Annotated in this window: 18 protein-coding genes and 1 pseudogene; 10 read left to right on the forward strand and 9 right to left on the reverse strand. The window is 66.1% G+C overall.

Annotation, left to right across the window (positions count from 1 at the left end; all coding sequences use genetic code 11):
- Positions 1-3: 3 nt before the first annotated feature.
- Positions 4-573, forward strand: coding sequence for an HtaA domain-containing protein (locus tag MRBLAR12_RS00820; protein WP_364742704.1), 570 nt, complete (start codon positions 4-6; stop codon positions 571-573).
- Between the two features lie 50 nt (positions 574-623).
- On the opposite strand, the gene MRBLAR12_RS00825 is transcribed toward MRBLAR12_RS00820, so the two are convergent.
- Positions 624-1,565 carry a LysR family transcriptional regulator gene (locus tag MRBLAR12_RS00825; protein ID WP_229995725.1) on the reverse strand — a complete coding sequence of 314 codons (942 nt, stop codon included), beginning with the start codon at positions 1,563-1,565 and terminating at the stop codon, positions 624-626.
- A 123-nt stretch (positions 1,566-1,688) separates the two neighbouring features.
- Between MRBLAR12_RS00825 and MRBLAR12_RS00830 the strand changes: the two genes are divergently transcribed.
- Genes MRBLAR12_RS00830 through MRBLAR12_RS00865 form a run of 8 tightly spaced genes read left to right on the forward strand, consistent with a single transcriptional unit; the run spans position 1,689 to position 9,457 of the window.
- Positions 1,689-2,870 (forward strand): cytochrome P450, encoded by a 1,182-nt coding sequence (locus MRBLAR12_RS00830; protein WP_229995726.1) that lies wholly within the window; start codon positions 1,689-1,691, stop codon positions 2,868-2,870.
- Positions 2,871-2,882: 12 nt separating this feature from the next.
- Positions 2,883-3,866, forward strand: a complete 984-nt coding sequence (locus MRBLAR12_RS00835) for a PDR/VanB family oxidoreductase (protein ID WP_229995727.1) — start codon at positions 2,883-2,885, stop codon at positions 3,864-3,866.
- Between the two features lie 18 nt (positions 3,867-3,884).
- The gene (locus MRBLAR12_RS00840) at positions 3,885-5,123 is read left to right on the forward strand and encodes an FAD-dependent oxidoreductase (protein WP_229995728.1); all 1,239 of its coding nucleotides are present in this window, start codon (positions 3,885-3,887) and stop codon (positions 5,121-5,123) included.
- Between the two features lie 2 nt (positions 5,124-5,125).
- Complete coding sequence (locus MRBLAR12_RS00845) at positions 5,126-5,977, forward strand: SDR family NAD(P)-dependent oxidoreductase (RefSeq protein ID WP_229995729.1); 852 nt, start codon at positions 5,126-5,128, stop codon at positions 5,975-5,977.
- Positions 5,978-6,007: 30 nt separating this feature from the next.
- Positions 6,008-7,225, forward strand: a complete 1,218-nt coding sequence (locus tag MRBLAR12_RS00850) for a cytochrome P450 (protein ID WP_229995730.1) — start codon at positions 6,008-6,010, stop codon at positions 7,223-7,225.
- A gap of 7 nt (positions 7,226-7,232) precedes the next feature.
- Positions 7,233-8,249: an alpha/beta fold hydrolase gene (locus MRBLAR12_RS00855; protein ID WP_364742709.1), complete on the forward strand. Its 1,017-nt coding sequence runs from the start codon at positions 7,233-7,235 to the stop codon at positions 8,247-8,249.
- A 9-nt stretch (positions 8,250-8,258) separates the two neighbouring features.
- Positions 8,259-9,083: an N-acyl homoserine lactonase family protein gene (locus MRBLAR12_RS00860; RefSeq protein WP_229995732.1), complete on the forward strand. Its 825-nt coding sequence runs from the start codon at positions 8,259-8,261 to the stop codon at positions 9,081-9,083.
- Complete coding sequence (locus MRBLAR12_RS00865; RefSeq protein WP_229995733.1) at positions 9,083-9,457, forward strand: FmdB family zinc ribbon protein; 375 nt, start codon at positions 9,083-9,085, stop codon at positions 9,455-9,457. Before MRBLAR12_RS00860 ends, MRBLAR12_RS00865 begins: the two co-directional genes overlap by 1 nt.
- Positions 9,458-9,566: 109 nt before the next feature.
- Here MRBLAR12_RS00865 and MRBLAR12_RS00870 read toward each other — a convergent pair whose 3' ends face one another.
- Genes MRBLAR12_RS00870 through MRBLAR12_RS00890 form a run of 5 tightly spaced genes read right to left on the reverse strand, consistent with a single transcriptional unit; the run spans position 9,567 to position 14,321 of the window.
- Entirely contained in the window at positions 9,567-10,448 is an 882-nt protein-coding gene (locus MRBLAR12_RS00870) for an NAD(P)-dependent oxidoreductase (protein WP_364742713.1), read from the reverse strand.
- A complete protein-coding gene (pcaC, locus tag MRBLAR12_RS00875; RefSeq protein WP_364742716.1) occupies positions 10,435-10,833 on the reverse strand; it encodes a 4-carboxymuconolactone decarboxylase in 399 nt (132 codons plus the stop codon). Before pcaC ends, MRBLAR12_RS00870 begins: the two co-directional genes overlap by 14 nt.
- Positions 10,811-11,770: a dioxygenase gene (locus tag MRBLAR12_RS00880; RefSeq protein WP_364742719.1), complete on the reverse strand. Its 960-nt coding sequence runs from the start codon at positions 11,768-11,770 to the stop codon at positions 10,811-10,813. Before MRBLAR12_RS00880 ends, pcaC begins: the two co-directional genes overlap by 23 nt.
- Positions 11,767-12,936 carry a maleylacetate reductase gene (locus MRBLAR12_RS00885; RefSeq protein ID WP_364742721.1) on the reverse strand — a complete coding sequence of 390 codons (1,170 nt, stop codon included), beginning with the start codon at positions 12,934-12,936 and terminating at the stop codon, positions 11,767-11,769. The genes MRBLAR12_RS00880 and MRBLAR12_RS00885 overlap by 4 nt, the downstream gene beginning before the upstream one ends.
- Before the next feature lie 38 nt (positions 12,937-12,974).
- A complete protein-coding gene (locus MRBLAR12_RS00890) occupies positions 12,975-14,321 on the reverse strand; it encodes an MFS transporter (protein ID WP_364742724.1) in 1,347 nt (448 codons plus the stop codon).
- A gap of 334 nt (positions 14,322-14,655) precedes the next feature.
- On the opposite strand from MRBLAR12_RS00890, the gene MRBLAR12_RS00895 reads away from it, so the two are divergent.
- Complete coding sequence (locus MRBLAR12_RS00895; RefSeq protein ID WP_364742727.1) at positions 14,656-15,768, forward strand: serine hydrolase domain-containing protein; 1,113 nt, start codon at positions 14,656-14,658, stop codon at positions 15,766-15,768.
- A 721-nt stretch (positions 15,769-16,489) separates the two neighbouring features.
- Here MRBLAR12_RS00895 and MRBLAR12_RS00900 read toward each other — a convergent pair.
- The 3 genes and pseudogenes from MRBLAR12_RS00900 to MRBLAR12_RS00910 all read right to left on the reverse strand — a co-directional run bounded on the left by MRBLAR12_RS00900 (position 16,490) and on the right by MRBLAR12_RS00910 (position 19,445).
- Positions 16,490-17,347 (reverse strand): prephenate dehydratase, encoded by an 858-nt coding sequence (locus tag MRBLAR12_RS00900; protein WP_364742728.1) that lies wholly within the window; start codon positions 17,345-17,347, stop codon positions 16,490-16,492.
- Between the two features lie 85 nt (positions 17,348-17,432).
- Positions 17,433-18,479: a hypothetical protein gene (locus MRBLAR12_RS00905; RefSeq protein ID WP_364742731.1), complete on the reverse strand. Its 1,047-nt coding sequence runs from the start codon at positions 18,477-18,479 to the stop codon at positions 17,433-17,435.
- A gap of 387 nt (positions 18,480-18,866) precedes the next feature.
- Positions 18,867-19,445, reverse strand: a pseudogene (locus MRBLAR12_RS00910) (dihydrofolate reductase family protein).
- Between the last annotated feature and the right edge of the window lie 186 nt (positions 19,446-19,631).

Below are 19,631 nucleotides of genomic sequence, written 5' to 3' on the forward strand. Positions count from 1 at the left end.
GCCATGGGAATGGAGCAGCTCCCGTGTGATGCCCCGGTGCTTCGCTGGGGTATCAAACGGAGCTTCATCAGTTACCTGTCACGCCTTCCCGACGGGAGCGTCTCAGCAGATGCCGGGGCATCCATCGTCAGCGGGAGCTACTTCCAGTTTGCGCCCGACGGCGGCGGGCTGGCCGGTGAGGCACGGTCACCGGCGGATCCGCGAACAGCAGAGGATCCGACGCCGGCGGGCATTGGAACAGCGGGCATCCGCAGGTTCCGCGGCCAGGTGCGGCTCAGCGGCCACCACGGCATGATGAGCCTGTTTGTGGCGGACCCGTGGCTCGAATTCGATGCCGAGGGCGCCGTCCTGAGCGTTGCGGACCCGGGGCAAGCACCCGGCAGCGGTGCCCGGCTGGAGGTCCTCCAGCTGGCCGTCCCAAAAGTTGCCGGAACGCAGGTTGCAGGACCGGAGGCTGCCGGGACGGGCTGGACGGAACTGCCGGCACAATTGGCGCCGGCCGCCGTCGACCTTTTCAACGGCCAGTATGCGGCCGGTGAGGAAATGGACCCGGTGTTCCTGGGACCTGCCTGATGCGGCCGTCCTGATGCGGCCGTCCTGATGGGACCTGCGGGGGAGTGGCGTCAGTGCGCCTCGGGGCCGGTCCTCATCCGCACACTCTTTGCACGGGGACCCAGGAGTACCTCGGCGAAGGTTGCGGCAACCTCGGTCAGCTCGCGCTGGGCACTCCATACCGCCACGGCATGCAGCGGCGGCAGGGGCGGCTCCAGCTGGCGGGTCACCACGGTGGTCTTGGCGATCTGCTGGATCTCCGGGGGCATGATGCTGATGCCCATGTCGGCCGCAACGAGCGGGAGCGTGGTCTGCAGGCTGGTGACCGTCTTGAGCCGCGGCATGGACAGGCCGTTCTCCAGCCAGTAGTCAACCAGTAGTTCGGTGATGCCTGGCACGCGGATGTTCGGCGCGGGCAGGAGCCAGGTCTCATCCATCAGGTCTGTCAGGGCCACCGGCTTGGGTGCATCCCGAAAGCGGGTGGGCAGCACCGAGGACAGGGACATCTTGGAGATCGGTTCAATCACCACGTCGTCCTGGTACATGGTGCGCAGCCGGTCCGGCGCTCCCGTGGCAACAATGGCCACGTCCAGGGCGCCGGAGCGGACGCCCTCAATCACCGTGCCAGGTTCGACGTCGCTCAGGGTGACGTCCGCGTGGGGCGACAGTTCGCGGAAGCGTGCCAGGACCCGGGGCAGGTAGGCCCAGGCGAACGGCAGAATGACCGCGAGGTGAAGAGTGCCGCTGAGCCCCTTTCCCTGGCGGCTGAGCTCACGGGCGAGCTGGTCGGTTTCGTCCACGAGCCGGCTGCCTTTTTGCACCAGGAGTTCACCGGCGTTGGTGGGCACAATCCCGCGCGCGGTCCGTTCCAGGAGCTTGACTCCGAGTTCCTCTTCGAGGTTCTTCAGGGCGGCGCTCAGCGGCGGCTGGGTCATCTGCAGCACCTTGGCCGCCTTGGAGATGGACCCTTGCCGGGTGATCTCCAGAAAGTATCGAATGTGCCGAATGTCCATATTCAAAGTGTATACCTGCGCCGTGTGAGTTCCATGAAACATATGACTGAGGCGCCTTGGCCGCCTTACGGTGGGGAACAAGCAGTGATACCTATCACACGAGGAAAGCAAGGAGGCTGCATCGTGAGCGTTGATGCCGATACCCGGATCCCCAACGATGACTGGAACCCCATAACGGTGACCGACTACCCGGCAGAGTACACCAGGCTGCGCGCCGAGCGGCCGCTGGCCTTCACCAGCGACTACGACGGTTTCTATGGATACATGCGCTACGCCGACGTCCAGAAGGGCTCGCGGGACTGGCGCACTTACACCAGCGGCCAGCCGTTCCTGGAGTTCCCCGAGTTCATGCGGTCCATCCCCATCCAGGAAAATCCGCCCACCCACACGTTCTTCCGGAAGTTCCTGGCACAGTACTTCACCCCCGAACGGGTGGCGCTGCTGGTGCCGGATATCGAAGACCTAGTGGCCAAGAACCTGGACCCGCTGATCGAGGCCGGTGAAGCGGACATGATCGAACAGTTCGGCATCATCGTTCCCCAGCAGGTCCTCGCCAGGTTCCTGCTGCTCCCGGACGATGCGTGGGAGACCATGGCCGTGAGCCTGGCCAAAGCCGACGCCGTCCGCCACGACATCGCAGCAATGCGGGAAATCAACAAGAGTCTCTGGAACCCGACGGTGGAGGCCCTCATCGAGGACCGTCGGGCCAACCCGCAGGATCCTGCCATCGACATCATGTCCGGTGTGCTGGAACTGATGCCCGAAGGCAGGCCCGTGACGCAGGAGGAAGCCGTCGCCATCGGTGTGCAGATCTTCTCGGCAGGCGCGGACACCACCACCGCGGCGATCGGGTCCATCCTGTCCTACCTCGGCAGCCACCCGGAAGACCAGGCCGACCTGCGCCGCCGGCCCGAGCTCGTGGACTCCGCCATCGAGGAAATCCTGCGCCTCGCGCCGCCCCTGCACCACACCGGCCGGAAGGCCACCAAGGACGTCCAAGCCTTCGGTGCGGTCATTCCCGAAGGCGCCAAGGTGGGCCTCAACGTGTTTTCGGCCAACCGTGACGAAGACAAGTTCGTCCGGGGCAACGAGTACATCGCGGACCGCTCGCCCAACCCGCACCTGACGTTCGGGCACGGCCCGCACCAGTGCATGGGCTCGCCGATTGCCCGCGCCGAGCTCCAGGGGATGCTCCGGCAGATCCTGGCCAAGACCAGCAACTTTGAACTTTCCGGCCAGCCGGTATCCAACGGCAGGCCGCTGCGCACCGGCTGGACCTCCGTGCCCATCCGCTTCGAGAAGTAAAGGACAACCACCATGACATCGGAAACCATGCTGAGGACGCCTGCCACGCTCACCCGCCAGCCACTCCAGGTCCGGAGCAAGCGGTCCGCGTCCGACTGCGTTGTGGAACTTGAGCTGGTCCATCCGGACGGGGCCGCCCTCCCTGGGTGGCAGCCAGGCGCCCACATCGAGCTGCACCTGCCGTCCGGGCTGTCCCGCCAGTACTCCCTCTGCGGGAACCCGGACGACAACTCCAGCTACCGCCTCGGGATCCTGAACGACCCCACCAGCCGCGGCGGATCCAGCTACGTGCACACCGGCCTGGCCGAGGACGACAACCTGGAGGTCTCCGGACCCCGGAACAACTTCGAACTGGTGGAATCGCCGGAATACCACTTCCTCGCCGCCGGTATCGGCGTCACGCCCATGATGCCCATGCTGGACGAGGCCGAACGGCGCGGAGCCCGCTGGAAGCTGACCTACATGGGGCGCTCGCGATCCTCCATGGCCTTCTGGCAGGAACTCGCAGCCAAGTACCCCGGCAAGATCGACATCCACCCCGACGACGAGTTCGGTTTCCCGGACCTCGGCGCCTTGCTGGGAAAGCCGCGGGACGGCGTCAAGGTCTACGCCTGCGGCCCCGAAGGCCTGCTGCGCGCCCTCGAAGGAATCTGCGCCGGGTGGCCCGCCGGAACCCTGCACCTCGAACGCTTCGCCCCCAAGGACCCTGCGGCGGCCATGGCCCCGGCCATTTCATTCCGGGTCAAACTCGCCCTCAGCGGCATGGAACTCGAAGTGCCTCCAGGCCGCAGCATCGTGGAGGTGGCCGAGGAAGCCGGCGCGCCGGTCATCTTTTCCTGCATGGAAGGCACCTGCGGCACCTGCGAGACCCGCATCCTCAGCGGCGAGGCCGACCACCGCGACTCCGTCCTCAGTGACGAGGAAAAAGCGGCCAACGAGATGATGATGATCTGCGTCTCGCGGTCCAAGTCCGACGTCCTCGAACTCGAACTCTAGAAAGCCCGGAGACACATAGTGCGCACTGAACAGCAGAAACCCGAACAGCAGAAACCTGAACAGCAGAAACCCGTCCTTATTGTCGGTGCCGGACCCGTGGGCATCCTCAACGCCCTGGGCCTGGCAAGGGCCGGGGTTCCCGTCCGCGTCTTCGAACGGGCCAGTACCGTGGCCAACGCGCCCCGCGCCATGGTCTACCACTGGTCCGTCCTGGACGGGCTGGAGCGCCTCGGGCTATTCGAGGACGCCGTGGCCCGCGGCTTCCTGAAGCAGGACTACACCTACAAGGTGCACAAGACAGGTGAAGAGATCAACTACGGGCTCAGATCGCTCGAAGGACGCGTCAAACACCCCTACAACCTGCACCTCGGCCAGAACGCCCTGGTGGAAATCGCCCTTGAACACCTGGCCCGTTTCCCCCACGCCGAAGTGCTCTGGGACCACAAGTTCACCGGCATGGACCAGGGGCCGGACTCCGTCACGGCACACTTCGCCACCCCGCAGGGCACCACCACGGTTGACGGTTCCTGGCTGATCGGCGCCGACGGCGCCCGCAGCAAGGTCCGCGAAAGCCAGGAGATCGCCTTTGAAGGCATCACCTGGCCTGAACGCTTTGTTGCCACGAACATCCGCTACCCCTTCGAAGCCGCCGGCTACAGCCAGACCACCATGCTGATCGATGACCGCTTCGGCGCCATCATCACCAAAATCGACAACAGCGGCGACACCGGGCTGTGGCGCTACACGTACTGCGAGGACGCAGCACTGCCGGAAGGCGGAATCGAAGAGCGCATGCCGGACTTCTTCGCCTCCATTGTGCGCGATCCCCAAAACGTGGTGGTGGACGCCTACTCGCCGTACAGCATGCACCAGCGGGCGGCGGCAACGTTCCGTGCCGGGCGGGTGCTGCTGGCCGGCGACGCGGCGCATGCCACCAACCCCACCGGCGGGCTTGGACTGACCAGCGGGCTCTTCGACACCTACGTGCTGTCCGAGGCGCTGGCCGCCGTCGTCAAGGGCACGGCTCCGGAATCGGTATTGGACGAATACGCCGCAGAGCGGCGCCGCGTCTTCGTCGACATCGTGAATCCCGCCGCGAGCAACAACAAGCGGCTTGTGTACCACTCTTCTGATGAGGCCCGGCTGGAAGAAGACCTGGCCGTGCTCCGGCAGCTCCCACTGGATGAGGATGCCGTGGTCAAGCGCCTGATGTTCCCCAAGAGCCTGGAAACCCGTTCCCTGATTGGAACGTGGTAGCGATGGCGGGCATCACCGAGTTCAGCGGTAAGACTGCCGTGGTCACCGGCGGCGCAAGCGGCATCGGCTTCGCCATGGCACGGCGCTTCCTGGAAGAAGGCATGCGCGTTGCCATTGCCGACGTCGAACAGGCAGCACTGGACACCGCCGTGCGGGAACTCTCCGCCTTCGGTGACGTGATGGGCCAGCGGACAGACGTCCGCAGCGTCGGGGACCTTGAGGCGCTCGCCGAGGCGGTGCTGGGCACTTACGGCCGGATCGACGTCGTCTGCAACAACGCGGGCGTGGAAACGGGTGGCAGCTTCCTGAGTATTCCGGAAGAGGCGTGGCGCTGGGTGATGGATGTGAACTTCTTCGGCGTCCTCAACGGCTGCCGGGTGTTCCTGCCCCTCCTGGAGGCCGGCGGCGGAGGACACATCGTCAACACCGCCTCCGTGGCTGCGTTCAGTTCCGGCACGGCGACCATGACGCCGTACTGCGCCTCCAAGTTCGCCGTGCTGGGCATGAGCGAATCGCTCGAGGTGGAACTGCGCACTGCCGGCAGCCCCGTGGGTGTTTCGCTGCTGGCGCCGGGCCCGGTCAGGACGCGGATGGTCGACGCCGAGCGGAACCGCCCTGCCGATGTGCCCTTGGCTGCCGAGCCCGGGAGGCTGGCGGTCATGGAGCGGCTGGCGGCCACCACCGCCGAGGTGGGGATGGACCCGGCAGAGGTGGCCGGGCAGGTACTTGACGCCATCCGCACCAACACCTTCTTCGTCCTGACGCACCCGGAGATGGCCCAGGCCGGCGTGCAGCGGCGGCTGGACTGGATGGCCACAGGCACCCCGCCGCCGGCACGCCAGGCCGGAAAATAATCCCCCACTACCGTTCAACGAGGAACAGACATGACTGAAACGAACATCCTCCCCGAGGTCATCGAGGCACCGGTCTCCGGCTACGATGCATTCTCGCTCGAAACGCTGCAGGACGTGCACACGTTCGACGGGGAACAGCGCGAGATCGCTCCCGTGGTCTACATGGAGAAGTATGGCTACTACGCCATCACCCGCTACGCCGAGATCCAGAAGGCGCTGCGCGACTGGCGTACCTTTTCGTCCACGGACCGGCCGTTCTACGCGCCGTCGGCATTCCGGCCGCGCACCCTGATCCTGGAGGATCCGCCGGAGCACACGGCATCGAAAGCGGCCGTGTTCAAGGTGTTCGACGCCGAGAACCTCGCCAAGATGTCCACCTACTTCAAGGCCGAGGCCGAACGGCTCATCGATAATCTCCTGGCGGACGGACCGGCGGAGATCAACGCGTACACCGACCTGTCCGTGAAGTACGTCCTCAAGGTCTTCCCGGACGTCCTGGGCCTCCCGGAGGAGGGACGCGAGCTGCTGCTGAAGTTCGGCGACGCCGTCTTCAACGTCTTCGGTCCGCCCAGCGACCTGCAGGCCGCCAAGCTCGCCAGCGGCACCGAGGCCATGGAATGGGTTGAATCCAACACCGCGCGCGACGTGCAGGCCGACGGCGGCATCGGCTGGCAGCTCTACTCCATGGCGGACGAGGGCAAGATCTCCGAGCACACCGCCCAGCAGATCCTCAAATCCATCTTCGCCGCGGGTTTCGACACCACCACCGCGTCGATCGCCTCGATGATCCGCGCCTTCGCGGACAACCCCGGGGAATGGCAGAAGCTGCGTGAGAACCCGGGCCTGGTGGACAACGCCTGGGAGGAAGCCATCCGTCTCTATCCCGCCTCACGCTACGGCGGACGCTGGGCCACCAAAGAGACGGTGCTGGGAGGCGTCCGCATTCCGGAAGGCGCCAAGATCCTCACCATGTGGCTGGGCGCGGGGCGGGATCCGCGCCAGTACGACGCCCCGGACGAGTTCCACGTAGACCGCGACCTCAAAAACGCGCACCTGTCCTTCGGGTTCGGGATCCACACGTGCGCCGGCAACCAGGTGGCCCGGCTCGAAGCCCGCACGCTGCTGCGCGCCATGGTGGAGCGGATCGAGAAGATCGAGCTCACCGGGGAACCGCGCAAGACCGTCAACTACCAGGCCTTCGGACATGATCATGTTCCCGTGCGGCTGACGCCCGCCGTGTCGGCGTAGGTCCCGTATGCCCACGACGACGACGGGTCCGTGTCCGGGCGCCGCTCAGCTGTGGTCCACTGAGCCGGGCGCCCCGCACCTGAACAAAACAGCGCGGACCGTGCGGACCGGCGGCTTCTTCCTCCCGGGAGACCTCCAGCAGTCCGACGCCGGTCCCTGTCAGTTGGGACCCGCCTGGGTCCAGTGGGAGGCGCCGGCTGACGGCACCGCCAGGACGCCTTGGGTTTTGGTGCACGGCGGCGGCGGACAGTCCACAGACTGGCTGGGGATCGACGACAGCGCGCCGGGCTGGGCGCCGCGGCTGGTGGATGCCGGGTTCCCGGCCTACCTCCTGGACCGACCCGGCCACGGGCGGTCACCGTACGATCCTGCACGGCTGGGCGGGCGTACCGGGTTTCCGGACTACGCCGGTGCCGGAGCAGTTTTTGCGCCGGAGCCCGGTTCCGATGCCATACCGGGTGCCGGCTCCGAACACTCCGCCTGGCCGTGGGGCCGCCGGCCCGGTTCGCCGGAACTAGACAGGTTGGTGGCCTCCTCGTCGGGCATGCTGACGGACACTGCGCTCGGCCAGGAACTCGATGCGCGCCGCATCGTGGACTTGCTCGAACAAGCAGGTCCGGCCGTGCTGGCCACGCATTCCGCCGGTGCCGCCGGCGGTTGGCTTGCCGCGTCCCGCTCCCCTCAACGGGTCCGGGGAATCGTCACCTTCGAACCCCTCGGCCCACCCTTCAGGGATTTGGGACCGCGGGGCAGCCTCGAACACGGGCTGACAGCTGTGCCGCTGGCCGGCGGCCGATCACTTGAGGGCCTGCCGGTGTTGGTGGTCTCCGGGGCGGCCTCGGGGCGTGCCGGTGGCGACGCCGAAACCGTCGAGTTCCTTAACCGCTCCGGTGCCACGGCAACGCACCTGCGGCTGGAAGGCCTGGGCATCGCTGGCAACGGCCATGGCCTGATTTTCGAAAACAACAACAAAGAGATCCTCGAACCGGTCCTGAAATGGCTGGCGGGGAACAACATCACCTAGGAGCACGCAATGACGCAGGCTACTCATCTGGCGGCACCAACCGGGAAGAACCCGGCAGCCAACATCCGCATGTGGGGGCTGGACGCCCCGAAGATGGACATCGACGCAGCACACCTGGTGGTCGGAGCCGAAGGGGCTGTCCGCATTCCCCTGCCCGCCTACCTGATTGAGCACGAGCAGGGCCTGGTCCTGTTTGATACCAGCATGAACCCGCTGGTGTGCGACGACCCCGCCCTGGTCTTCGGGGACCGGCCGGAGACCTCGATGATCGTGTCCAACCCGGAACAGCGGATCGACCGCCAGCTCGCCAAGCTGGGTTACCGTCCCGAGGACATCACGCACGTGGTCCTGTCCCATACCCACTCGGACCATGCCGGCGGCCTGTACCTGTTCCCCCAGGCCAAGTTCTTCGCCGGTCCCGGCGAATTCCAGTGGGCCGCGAACCCGGGCCCGGAATCGGCGCACCTCTTTAACCCCACCGATCTCACGGCCGAGGTCAAGGAGTTCGATTGGACCACCGTCCAGTCACCCAGCCAGGACCTGTTCGGGGACGGCGCCATCATCATCCACCACACTCCGGGCCACACTCCTGGTGAGCTCAGCGCGCTGGTCCGGCTGCCCAGCCAGAACATCCTGCTGACCGGCGATACGGTGCACCTGCGCGAAGCCATGGAATGGGGCGCCGTGGACGGTTCCGACTGGGACCATGACGAGGCCCGGCGCTCCATCGCGTCCCTCAAACGGATCCGCGACGAGGAATCGGCCTCCGTCTGGATCGCCCACGATCCCAGGGACTGGGAAGACTTCGGCGGCCCCCTGAAAGAGCTCGTCTGATGGCGCGCCTCCTCTTCGACTACCGCTGCACCGGCTGCCGCGCCGACGTCGAACTTTTCATGGACACTCCCGCCCCGGCAACCACGGCCTGTCCCGCCTGCGAGGGGGAGGCCCGGCGCCGTTATACGAGCCGGGGCCTGGCGCTGACCGGCCAGGGCCTGCGGGCCGTGGCCCCGGCGGCCGGCGGGATCGATTGCCGCGACAACCCGGACGTTCCCGGGCTGTGCCATGTTGCTCCGTCGGCCCGGCGCCGGCTCATTGCCCGGCACCGGGGGGACACTGACACCTACGAGGCCGAAACGAAACGCCAGACACGCGAATTCGAGGCCAAGGGCCCGGCCCCGCTGGACCAGGTGATCAGCCACGGCCACTGACCTGGCCTGAGCCACTGATCAGACATAAGCAAAGTGCCGCCCGGTGAGCGTAACGCCCTCCGGGCGGCACTTTGCTTGCCGGACACTTCCGACGACGGCGATTTCAGGGTCAGGACGTGTGTCCCGCCCAGCGCGCAATTTCCGTGTGGTCGGCACCGGGGTTCAGTTCGCCGTACGCTTCGCTCCACAGATCCACGGCGCGGCTGCCCAGCCGGCTGGGCCGACCCATTCCGTCCGCCAGGTCCGTGGCAATCCTCATGTCCTTGAGCATCAGGCCCAGGCCGAAGCCGGAGTCGTAGCCGCCGGGCAGGACGAAGTTGGGCCACTTGTTTTCTGTGGACCCGCTGCGTCCACTGGAGGCGTTGAAGACCTCCAGCATGGTGGACGGATCCAGCCCGAACTCCTGGCCGGCCACCATCGCCTCCGAGGTGGCCAGCAGGTGCGTGGCGGACAGCAGGTTGTTCAGGGCCTTGAGGGCGTGTCCTGACCCCACCGCGCCGGTGTGGCGGACGCGGCCCAGGACGGCCAGCACGTCGGCGAGTTCCGCGACAGTGTCCAGGTCGCCGCCGGTCATGATGGTCAGTGTCCCTTTTTCGGCGCCGCCCACGCCGCCGGACACAGGGGCGTCCACCAGGCGGGCCAGCCCGTCAGCCGCGAGCTTCGCGGCGAGGGCCCGCGTGCGCAGCGGCTCCGAGGAACTCATGTCCACGATGACCGCAGCCGGCGGCAGCGCCGCGGCCACGCCGCCGTCGTGCAGGACCGTTTCCACAACGTCAGAGTTGGGAAGCATCAGGATGAGGACATCGGAGCCGGCCGCCACCTCGGTGGCGGTCTCGACGGCGGTGCCGCCGGCCTCTGCCAGGCGCTGCCTGTTGGCGGCCGCGAGGTCGGTGCCGGTCACTGCGTAGCCGGCTTCCAGCAGACGGCGGGACATGGGCGTGCCCATGTTGCCCAGGCCGATGAAGCCGATGCGGGGCTTATACGGTGACATTCATTTCCTTCAGGGTTGCTTCGGCGATGCGGAATGATTCGAGTGCTGCCGGGACGCCGACGTAGATGGCCGTCTGCATCAGTACTTCCTGGATCTCCTCCGGCGTGACACCGTTGTTGATGGCCCCCTTCACGTGGACAGAGAGCTCGTGGCCGCGGTTCAGGGCGGTGAGCATGGCCAGGTTGAGCATGGACCGGGTCTTGCGTTCGAGGCCGTCCCGGCTCCAGACGGCGCCCCAGCAGTACTCGGTGACGAGTTCCTGCATCGGCGTGGCGAAGTCGCTGGCGTTGGCGAGGGACCGTTCCACGTGGGCGGCGCCGAGGACTTCCTTGCGGATGGCCAGGCCGTCCTCGAACGTTTCTTTATGCGTGTGCTGCAGTTCCATGGTGGCTTCCTTTCGTGAAGGTTTCGGTGGTGCGGGGGCCCGCGGGCGGCAGGACGACGTCGAACCTCGCCCTGCTCCACGACAGCCCGCCTAGGTCACGGCGGTCGGGAGCGGGGGTGCCGGGCTGCTGGGCGGCGAAGTCCTTGATGAGGGATTCCTTCACGCCGAAGACCGAATCGTTGTCCAGGTGGGCGCATCCCCTCACGAAGATGTGGGTCACCAGGGTGTGCTTCTCCGGGGCGGACACCATAAAGTGCAGGTGCGAGGCGCGGACGGGGGAGCGGCCGAAGTGCTCCAGCATCCCGCCCACGGGGCCGTCGTGCGGGATGGGGTAGGGGGTGGGCGTCAGTGCCCAGAAAGCGTACCGCCCGTTTTCATCGGTGAAGAGGTGGGCGCGGGCGGCGGTGCGGCCGTCGTTGTACTGCACGTCGTAGAAGCCGTCTTCGTCCGCCTCCCACACCTCGATCCTGGCGCCGGGCAGGGGATTCCCCTCGGTGTCCGTCACCGTTCCTTCCACCCAGCAGGGCTCGCCGGCGGCGCCGCCGGCGATGTCCCCGCCGATCTGGATCTGCGGGGCATCCGCCACAAAGAACGGTCCGAACACGGTGGCCTCGGTGGCGTCGCCGTAGGCCTCGTTGTTCACGGCAATGGTCTGCATCGAGACGCCGAGAACATCGGAGAGCAGCACAAACTCCTGACGGGTTTCGGTGGTGATTTGGCCGACGCGGGTGAGGAAGTCGATTCCTTTGGTCCATTCCGCCTCGGTGAGGCGGACGTCCCTGACGAAGGAATGCAGGTGGCGGACCAGCGAACCCATCACTTCACGGTCGCGTTTGCTGCCGCCGGTAAAGGAACGGACCACCTCGTGCACGAGGCTTTCCTCCCGGGCGAATTGGGAGCCGGCCCCGGAGTCGGTTGCTACTTCGCTGAGAGTCACTTTGTTCCTCCGTTCTGGACGGCGCCGGCCGCTGCCAGTGCGGCGGACCGGGTGGTGGGTACTGTTCCGGCCAGGGCTGCGCGAAGAAGGCCTCCGATGTTTTCCCCTGTGGCTGCGGCAGGGTTCGACGCCGGCGCCACCTTGAGGATCCGCTCCACGGCTTCGGGGATATCTGCTTCGGTGAAGCCGTAGTCGCGCAGTGCGGTGGGTGCCCCCAGGGTGCCCCGGAGGCTGTTCAGGAGCGCCAGGGCATCCTCGGCGGGTTCAGCGCCGGGCTCCTGGGCGGGGGCATTGGCTAGTCCGGCACTGGCCAGTCCCGCGCGGAGTGCCCCGGCGAGCCGTGCTGCCGCGTCCGGAGCTGCGGGCCCATTGAAGGCCACCACGTAGGGGAGTACGGTTGCGTGCGTCTCCGCATGGGGCAGGTTGAAGGTTCCGCCCAGGACGTGGCAGATCTTATGGTGCAGTCCGGAACCCGCCGAGGCGAAGGACACGGCGGCAAGGTAGGCCCCGTACAGGGCGGTCTCGCGGCCGGCAAGGTCCGACGGGTCCGCCGCGACGCGCGGAAGCCCGTCGGCGAGGGCGCGGATCCCTTCGGCAGCCAGTGCCTGGTTGATGGGATCGGCGCGCGGTGCCCACAGGGAGTCAACGCAGTGCGCCAAGGCGTTCAGGCCAGAAGCGACCGAAAGGGAAACCGGGAGACTGAGCGTCAGCTCGGCGTCGTACACCACCGCGGCGGGCAGCACGCGGTCATCAACGCCTGTTGTTTTGGTCGCGTTTTCCGTCAGGCCCCACACGTTGGTCGCTTCGGACCCGGCGTAGGTGGTGGGCACGGCGACGATGGGGATGCCGGTGGTCAGCGCCACTGCCTTCGCCAGGCCAGTGGTGGAACCGCCGCCAACGCAGACGATCAGGTCGATCCCGGCGTCGGACGCTGCCTTCCGGGCCTTGTCCGCGGTTTCCGCCGGGACATGCTGGACAACATCCGTGTGCCAGAGGCCCACGCCGGCGAGGCTCAGGGCAGTCTCGGCGAAGGGCCGCTCGAATTCGGAGGTGATGCACATGATGTTGCGCGCACCGAGGCGTGCGGCCTCCTGGGCGACGTGCTCGGCAGCCCGGCCTGCTCCGAAGAGCACGCGCTGGCCCAGGGTGATGTGTTCGAACTTCATAATGTCCTTTTTCTGTAGTGCGTGGGCGAAGGGTCCGTTTAGTGCGTGGCAGCCAGGGGTAGGCTCTCCTGCTGGGCGGGGGACTCGGCGGCTTTCCGTGCCTGGGCCAGGGCCGCGAGACGGAGCAGGCAGACCAGCGATACGGCCAGGGTTGCCGCGACGAACATGGGAACGGAGTGGAAGTTTCCGGTAGTGTGCACCAGCCAGACGGCGATCATGGGCGTGAACCCGGAGCCGACGACGTTGGCCAGTTGGTAGCCCAGCGACATACCGGTGAAGCGGACCTCGGCCGGGAACGCGTCCGCGAAGAGGGCGGGCTGGAGGCCGTAGCAGATGGTGTAGAGCCAACCGAAACCGAGGGCGTACGCCAGGCCCACCAGCCAGGGCTGGGCACTGGCCACGGCAGCGAACATCAGGAAGATGGAGGCCACGGCAGCCAGGGAGCCAACGGTGATCAGGGTGCGCCGGCCATGCCGGTCGGACAGGTGGCCGGAGAGCAGGATCATGGGGATCTGGATGGCAAAGGCGACCATGGTGAAGGAGAGCATGGTCGAGGCGGGGATGCCCATCACGCTTTGGCTGTAACCCACCAGGTAGGTCATGACGATCACGGAGAAGGCGCCGAAGCCCAGGAAGCCGCCGGCCACCAGGAGCACGGCCCTCAGGTTGTTCTTCAGGACTGCCGCGATGGGCACCTTGACCTGCCGGCCCTCGGCCTTGGTGGCCTGGAACTCGGGGGATTCAGCGATCTTGAGCCGGATAAACATGCCCACGATGACCAGGACGAAGCTGAAGAGGAACGGAAGGCGCCAGCCCCATGCGAGCAGGTCCTCCTTAGGCAGCAGCGTGACCAGCAGGAAGGCGGCGTTGCCGAGCAGAGCACCTGTGGCCGGGCCCACTTGGGGGATCGCTGCAAAGAGCCCGCGGCGGTTCTCCGGTGCGTATTCGAAGGCCATAAGGATGGCGCCGCCCCACTCGCCGCCGAAGGCGATGCCCTGGAGGAAGCGCAGGCACGTGAGCATCACTGCCGCCCACATGCCCACTTGGTCGAACGTGGGAAGTACACCGATGGCCAGGGTGGCGAATCCCATGAGGAGCAAGGTGATGACGAGCATCGGCTTACGGCCCACCTTGTCACCGAAGTGCCCGAACACGATTGCGCCCAGCGGGCGTGAGATATAGCCGACGGCGAGGGTGCCAAAGGTGGCCAGGGTGGCTACGAAGGGGTCGCTCTGGGGAAAGAACAGTTGCGGGAACACCAGCGCTGCCGCAAGGCCGTAGATCGAAAAGTCGTAGTATTCGATCGCGTTGCCGGCGAGGCTGGCGGCGGCGACCCGGCGCAGGGCATTCCGCGGCGCCGGGGTTTTCTGAGTCGGGAGCGACATTGCTTCCTCCGTGATGACAGTGGTCTGAGGGATGAACCCCGGCTGCTCAATGTGCAGCAGGTCACTGTGATCGTAAGAGGGAGGATGCATACAAAACAACTAAGTCATAACAGTCTCATATACCATTTATATATGGGTCTGAGCGCGTTCAGGGCTGCATGCTTATGAACAGACATCTTGGCTACCTGGGACTTGTAGAGGCTGTTACGAGCCCGACCTATCCACTGGACACGTTTGAGCGTACAACGATGTCATGGGTGCCTTGGCTGCTTGGTGGCGTTCGCGTTCTTGGCCGCTCGGTGCCGTAACTTTCTCCGCGGCTTTGGTCCTCGCTGTGAGCGGTTGCGTGGGGGCCCCTCCCGGGCCGGCCCCGTCGAGCGTCGCCGCGACCCAGGCAGCGACGAATTCTCTGGAACGCAGGATCCAGCACTTCATGGAGGGCGGGGCGACGTCCTTGGTAGTGCAGATGAGATGGCCGGGCGGCGAATGGTCCAAGGCCTACGGCGTGCGAAACCTGGACAGCAAGGACCCGGCCCGGCCCCAGGACAGGGTATCCGTTGCCAGCATTACAAAATCGATGGTCGCCGTCTCCGTCCTGAAACTCGTCGACGAGGGACTTATCGGGCTCGATGACCCGGTGAACGGTGTCCTGGAGAGCTTCCGAACCACGCTGCGGCCGCCCGGACCCATCACCGTCCGCCAGTTGCTGAACCATAACTCCGGCATGCCCGATTTCGGCGACTCGGAATACGCGGCGGGACCACTGAAGCAGGTTGCGAACACGCGGCTCAGCATGCAACGAGGACTCGAACTGGCCGCCACTCTCCCCTGGGAGTCCAAGAACGTGGACCGCTTTTCTTACTCAAACTCCAACTACCTGGCTCTCGGCCAGCTGATCGAAAAACTGCGCGGACGGCCCGTCGCCGACGTGCTCAAAGAAGACATCTTCGCGCCCCTGGGACTTCAGCACACGTCGCTGGCCGAACCGGACCGCCAGGCTCCGGACAACATCCACGCCTACCTCATTGAGGGCGGCGAACGGGTCGATGTCACCCAGCCCGAGGCTCTTGTCGGCTCCCCCGCAGGCGGCGTCATCTCCACCACGCAGGACCTAAACACCTTCTACCGGGCCCTCCTGCGCGGCCAGCTCCTTTCCCCCGCCATGCTTGAGGAAATGAAGAAGAAGACCGAATTCTGGGACTACGGACTCGGTCTAGAGCGGTATCCTGACGCATGTTCCGGCGACTTTCGCTACGGCCATACAGGGCACATATTCGGCTACACGAGTATTTCCATCACGAGCGCCGACGGCGGCAGCCAGATCACGATGACCATGGCACTACGGCCGCTGGCCTGGCAGGACCCCGCATCCGCGCGCCGCATCGACCTGCTCCAGACGCAGATGCAACAGGCTGCCCAGGAAACCCTCGACCGCCTCTGCCAGTAAACAGAATGGGGAGCCGGGCCCGAGTGGAGCCCCTACCGTTGTGAACGGGCGACCGTGGCCGGGGACCGCCTGGCACGCGGGCTTATCCCATCCCAGCAATGCCAGCCCAAGCGCCACTCGCGCCGGTTCCGCCACCGCCACGGTCGTCGTCCTTACCGCAACGCCTGCAGCGCTTGTAGCGGCCGCCATCCTCGGTGGACTCCAGGTGCCAATCATGGCGCATGTTCAACTTACACAACAAGGTCCTGAGCATGACGCTCTCCGATCTGAGGCACGATCCACGCAAACCGCGATCCCTACCCAGCCAACGCCATTTTAAGCCCGCCCCCTTGTCGCCGCCAGTGAAACCCGTCCGTAGCAGATGCTCTCCAACCACCCGATCAGGCGGTGGCCATCGGGTTCCGCTGTTCAGGGCGGGCAGGTACTCCGGACTGCGACCGGTGCCTTTCCTGGCCGCGGGCTTTGCCGTATGGGGGGAGATGGTGCCTATGTCGCAGCAGAGAACCTGTCAGCCCGAAGTCCTGTTCTGGTTCCGGGCCTGACGTCGGGACTGGGTGTTCTGTCCTGGTTCAGCGGGGGAGTGCGGCGTCCCTGCGTGGACGGCGGTGAGGGATGCCGCGGGCCACGGGCGCCATCCCTCGTGAAGCCTGCAGCTGAGGGCGGCAGCGAGGGCGCGGCAGCCAAGGAGTGATGTGGCCGATGGCCCTTCAGCCAGTTGGGCTCAGCTGCTGAGTGCCCGTGCGGTCCGATGGCCGGCAGCGGGGTAGACGCCCAGGATACGCACCTCGGTGGTGAAGAAATCCAGCTCCTCGAGGGCCAGCCGCAGCGGCAGGTCCTCGGGGTGCCCCTCAACGTCCACCATGAACATGGTGGCGGCGAACTCGTCACCCACCATGTAGCTCTCCAGCCGCGTCATGTTCACACCGTTCGTGGCGAACCCGCCCAGCGCCTTGTAGAGCGCCGATGGGACGTTCCGGACGCGGAACACAAAGCTGGTCACTGCCGGCCCGGCCAACTCATCCCGGGTGGGCAGGTTCTTTTCCCGGGCCAGGACCACAAAGCGGGTGGTGTTGGAGGGGTCGTCCTCAACGCGCGATGCCAGCACCTCCAGACCGTAGATCTGGGCCGCCAACGGGGGAGCGAGGGACAGTTTGGCGGGGTCGTTCCATTCCCGGACCTCCCGGGCGGAGCCGGCGGTGTCGCCGGCGATGACGGGCCGGAGCCCGGCGTCGCGGATCAGCCGGCGGCACTGTCCAAGGGCGTGGATGTGACTGTGGACCTCGGTGGCACCTTCGATGGTGCTGCCCGGGATACCCAAGAGGTCGAAGTGTATGGGCAGGAAGAACTCGCCCACGATCTGCAGGTGCGACTGCGGAAGCAGAATATGGATGTCCGCCACGCGGCCGGCAATCGAATTCTCGATCGGGATCATGGCCAGCTCGGCCTCCCCGCTGGAAACCAGCTCGAAAGCGTCCTCGAAGCTGGCGCAGGGAACGCTTTCGAGCTCGGGGAACATCTGTTGACACGCGATATTGGAGTTGGCGCCGGGTTCACCCTGGTACGCAATCTTCTGGGCCATGGTCCGTATGGTTTCACCTCAGGGGCCAGCTCACCCAACTGGATACCCTCTGTGTCCCTTCGGGACGTCCGTCCGGGGCTGAAAATCAGCTGGTGTAGGGGACCTTCTTCCAGTCGAGCACGTTGCCGGTGGCGTCACTGTTCGCTGCCACGGTGAACTTCACATAGTTGGTGGCGTTGGCGGATCCGTCGACGGTGATGCGCTGCAGGTCATCGGCGGCGGTGTCCTGGCCGTAGACCCGCAGCCAGGGTGAGCCGTCGCCCAGGGGCTGGTCCTCGGCGAAGATGTGGCTGTCGCCGTTGACCAGGTAGACCGGGGCGTCGAAATTGTTGGTTTCTTTGACCAAAACGTCGATGATTTCGCGGAAGCCGGACAGGATTTTCGGGTCGGCCGTGGCGGCGGCCAGCAGTGAGGGGTCGAACATGTCGGCCTGGGTCATGATCACCACGGCCCGGTCGTTGCGCAGGGTGGCGTCGGTGAAGGTTGCGTGCAGTTGGTCGATGGTGGCGTCGATGCGGTGTCTGACTTCGGCCCGCTGTTCCGGCGTGGTTTCGGTCCGGCCCAGTCCGGTCCAGGGCTGCAGCGAGTTGTTGCTGCCCTGGATGTTCAGGACGGAGAAGGCCACGCGGTTGTGGGTGAAGCGGACGTTCTCGGGCAGGCCGAGGGCGTTCTGGGACTTGACCGGCATGGTCGCGCCGAGCGTCTTTCCGGGCGACGGGAAAAAGACTTCACGCACCTTGTCCAGGCGCTCCAGGGGGTTGTAACTGCCGTTGTTTTCCCGGTGGCAGTCCACCCACTCGTTGTCGCCCGGGGTGTAGACGAGGGGAAGTTCGAAGGTGTCGAAGGCGGCACGGATCCGGGCGAAGTACTCATCGGTGCAGGCCGAGGAGCCGTTCTTGATGTCGCCGACGTGGGCCACGAAGTCGAGGTCCAGGTCGGCGTTGAGATCGCCGATCCGGGACGGGAACAGCTCGGCTTCCTGCTGGCCGTAGGGGATGTCTCCGATCACGCCGAAGCTGAAGGATTCCTGCGCGGCCTGCTCGGCCGGGACAGGGGCCGCGTTGGCCGGGGCGAGTGTAGTGGTGGCCGTCAGCACGGCAAGGCCTGCGGCGGCAAGGATACGTAATGACATGGACGGACTCCTGCGTTCTGGGGGGCGGGACTATTTTCAGGCTGCACGACGTGGGCGTCCCGGGGCCGGTGACCGCCAAGGTGAATCCGGATTGGATGTCAACGAAGAGCACTTGGCCGCCGGCGCCGAGCGGACGCCTGCTTCGCAGACTATGGACGCGACCTTCCCGGCCCCGGACTCCTTGGCGTCCCCGCGGTGACGCGGAGATGAACAATCAGCAGGCCGCTGATCCGTCTACGGAACCGAAGCAACCCGGACTCGGCTGTTGCAGCCGCAAATGGTCGTTGAGATCCTCGGCCGTGGCCGCCGTGTCTGTCGCTCATGACCGTGCCAACGCGGCGCGGTCCCGTTCTTCTGCGAGGTCCTGTTCAAGTTCCTTGATATAGGTCAGGCATGCAGGGTGGGCCGGTAGATGAGCTCTTGGATGTTGCCGTCGAGCGTCCGGCTCTCGATCAGCTCGAGGTCGAAGTCGGCCGCACCCTGGAAGATCGGTTCCAGTCCGGTCTGGCCGGTGATCACAGGGAAGAGCGTCACCTGGACGCGGTCGACCAGACCGGCGGCCATCAGCGCCCGGTTCATCGACAGGCTGCCGTGCGAGCGCAGCGGCACCGAGGACTCCTCCTTGAGCCGGGCGACGACGTCGACGGCGTCACCGCTCACGACGGTTGCGTTCGGCCAGTTGAGCGGTCCTTCGAGTGTGGTCGACACCACTGTTGCCGGCAGGCTTCTCATCCGGGTGACCCATGGGTCACGCACCTCGGACTCCTCGGTGCTCGAGGCCAGCATCCGCGCGAACGCCCGGTACGTGTTGGCGCCGAAGACCATCCGCTGCTCCGCGGCGTACTAGGCGAGGCGGCGCTCGAGCAGCTCGGGGCCCTGTTTGCCCCAGTAGCCGGTCCAGTTGCCGCTGGCGGCGCCGAAGCCGTCGAGGCTGGAAAAGACGTCGAAGGTGTAGGTAGCGGTCATGATGCTCTCCTCGGGTGCGGTTGACCGGGTGTGTAGATACCGACTGGATACCACGGCGAATCGCATCGCCGTTGGACTCCTGGAGTCCAGGAAAACTCATCTTCCACATCGTCCTCGTCGACCACAGACTCCGCCGCGAGTAGGCGCCGTGCGCGCCGGGATCGCTCAGGGGGAGCCAAACAGTCG

This window comes from Arthrobacter sp. LAR12-1-1.1 (genome assembly GCF_040676555.1).
GTDB lineage: Bacteria > Actinomycetota > Actinomycetes > Actinomycetales > Micrococcaceae > Arthrobacter.

Excerpts from the sequence above, each read along its gene's own strand:
- MRBLAR12_RS00900 (WP_364742728.1), bottom strand. The coding sequence starts at position 17,347 with ATGGCCCAGAAGATTGCGTACCAGGGTGAACCCGGCGCCAACTCCAAT.
- MRBLAR12_RS00855 (WP_364742709.1), top strand. The coding sequence starts at position 7,233 with ATGCCCACGACGACGACGGGTCCGTGTCCGGGCGCCGCTCAGCTGTGG.
- MRBLAR12_RS00850 (WP_229995730.1), top strand. The coding sequence starts at position 6,008 with ATGACTGAAACGAACATCCTCCCCGAGGTCATCGAGGCACCGGTCTCC.
- MRBLAR12_RS00860 (WP_229995732.1), top strand. The coding sequence starts at position 8,259 with ATGACGCAGGCTACTCATCTGGCGGCACCAACCGGGAAGAACCCGGCA.
- MRBLAR12_RS00885 (WP_364742721.1), bottom strand. The coding sequence starts at position 12,936 with ATGAAGTTCGAACACATCACCCTGGGCCAGCGCGTGCTCTTCGGAGCA.
- MRBLAR12_RS00905 (WP_364742731.1), bottom strand. The coding sequence starts at position 18,479 with ATGTCATTACGTATCCTTGCCGCCGCAGGCCTTGCCGTGCTGACGGCC.
- MRBLAR12_RS00870 (WP_364742713.1), bottom strand. The coding sequence starts at position 10,448 with ATGTCACCGTATAAGCCCCGCATCGGCTTCATCGGCCTGGGCAACATG.
- MRBLAR12_RS00845 (WP_229995729.1), top strand. The coding sequence starts at position 5,126 with ATGGCGGGCATCACCGAGTTCAGCGGTAAGACTGCCGTGGTCACCGGC.
- MRBLAR12_RS00865 (WP_229995733.1), top strand. The coding sequence starts at position 9,083 with ATGGCGCGCCTCCTCTTCGACTACCGCTGCACCGGCTGCCGCGCCGAC.
- MRBLAR12_RS00825 (WP_229995725.1), bottom strand. The coding sequence starts at position 1,565 with ATGGACATTCGGCACATTCGATACTTTCTGGAGATCACCCGGCAAGGG.
- MRBLAR12_RS00890 (WP_364742724.1), bottom strand. The coding sequence starts at position 14,321 with ATGTCGCTCCCGACTCAGAAAACCCCGGCGCCGCGGAATGCCCTGCGC.
- MRBLAR12_RS00835 (WP_229995727.1), top strand. The coding sequence starts at position 2,883 with ATGACATCGGAAACCATGCTGAGGACGCCTGCCACGCTCACCCGCCAG.
- pcaC (WP_364742716.1), bottom strand. The coding sequence starts at position 10,833 with ATGGAACTGCAGCACACGCATAAAGAAACGTTCGAGGACGGCCTGGCC.
- MRBLAR12_RS00820 (WP_364742704.1), top strand. The coding sequence starts at position 4 with ATGGGAATGGAGCAGCTCCCGTGTGATGCCCCGGTGCTTCGCTGGGGT.